Consider the following 1,429-nt stretch of genomic DNA (forward strand, 5'->3'; position numbering starts at 1 on the left):
TCGTCTTCGACGGCACCGACGTCCGCTCGCTCAAGGGCGAGGCGATGCGCAAGGCCCGCCGCCGGATGCAGATGATCTTCCAGGACCCGCTGTCCGGCCGGGTGACCGCCGGCACCCCCGTGCTGACCGTGGTGGACACCGGCCGGCTCGGCCTGCTCGCCGAGGTCGACGAGACGGACGTGCTGCTGGTCCGGGCCGGCCTGACCGCCGCGGTGGAGCTGGACGCGGTGACCGGCGCGAGCTACGACGCCACGGTCCGCTCGGTGGACGTGCTGCCCACCACCTCCGCCCGGGGCGGGGTCACCTACCGGGTCCGGCTCGCCCTGGGCGCGGGACGGCTCGGTGAAGGGGAGGTCGCGCCCGCGCCCCGCCCCGGCATGAACGCGGTGGTCCACCTCCGGGTCCGGGAGGCCGCCGACGCGGTGGCCGTACCCGCGTCGGCGGTCTTCTCCGCCGACGGCCGGGACGCGGTCTGGGTGCTGCGGGACGGCCGGGCCGACCGGGTGCCCGTCACCGTCGGCGTGCAGGGCCAGGACCTGGTGCAGATCGTCAGCGGTGTGCAGGCCGGCGACCGGATCGTGGTACGCGGCGCCGACCAGGTCCACGACGGCCAGGAGTTGAAGTGACCCTGCCCGCCGGGGTGCCGGCGATCGAGGCGGTCGACGTGTCCCGGACGTACGAGCTGGACGGGGTGTCGGTGCCGGCGCTGCGCGGGGTGTCGCTCACCATCGACTCCGGCGAGTACGTGGCGGTGATCGGGCCGTCCGGCTCCGGCAAGTCCACCCTCATGCACCTGCTCGGCGGGCTGGACCGGCCGACCGGCGGCCGGCTGGTGATCGGCGGCCGGGACGTCGCCACCCTCTCCGCGCCCGAGCTGGCCGCCTTGCGCAACCAGACCATCGGCTTCGTCTTCCAGGCGTTCCATCTGCTGGCCCGGACCTCCGCCGTGGACAACGTGGCGCTGCCGCTGGTCTACCGGGGGATCGGCGCGCGGCAGCGACGGGAGCGCGCGGCGGCGATGCTCGGCCGGGTCGGGCTCGGGCACCGGCTGGACCACCGGCCGAACCAGCTCTCCGGCGGCGAGCAGCAGCGGGTGGCGATCGCCCGGGCGCTGGTCACCGAACCCGCGGTGCTGCTCGCCGACGAACCCACCGGCAACCTGGACACCGCCACCGGCGAGGCGGTGCTGGAGCTGCTCGAACGGTTGAACGCCGAGTCGGGGGTGGCCCTGGTGATGGTGACCCACGACCAGGAGGTGGCCGCCCGCGCCCGCCGTCGGATCGCCGTCCGCGACGGTCTGATCAGGTCGGACACGCTTCATGATCGACCCCTGTCCGGCGTCGGCGGCGGACCTGCGACACTGGACGACGCTCCCAGCGCGGAGCCCCGGTTCGCCGGCCGGCGCGAACCCGGGGACCCGTCCCGGGGC

General features: G+C 75.3%; 2 protein-coding genes. Both read left to right on the plus strand.

Annotated elements, in window-relative coordinates; genetic code table 11:
• The coding region (locus tag ACWEVO_RS36475) for an HlyD family efflux transporter periplasmic adaptor subunit (RefSeq protein WP_452311941.1) at window positions 1-626 on the plus strand (626 nt) is incomplete at its 5' end.
• Window positions 627-628: 2 nt separating this feature from the next.
• Window positions 629-1,429: ABC transporter ATP-binding protein (locus ACWEVO_RS36480; RefSeq protein ID WP_452311942.1), on the plus strand; the 801-nt coding region annotated here is incomplete at its 3' end.

It is taken from the genome of Micromonospora sp. NPDC003776, from assembly GCF_053605645.1.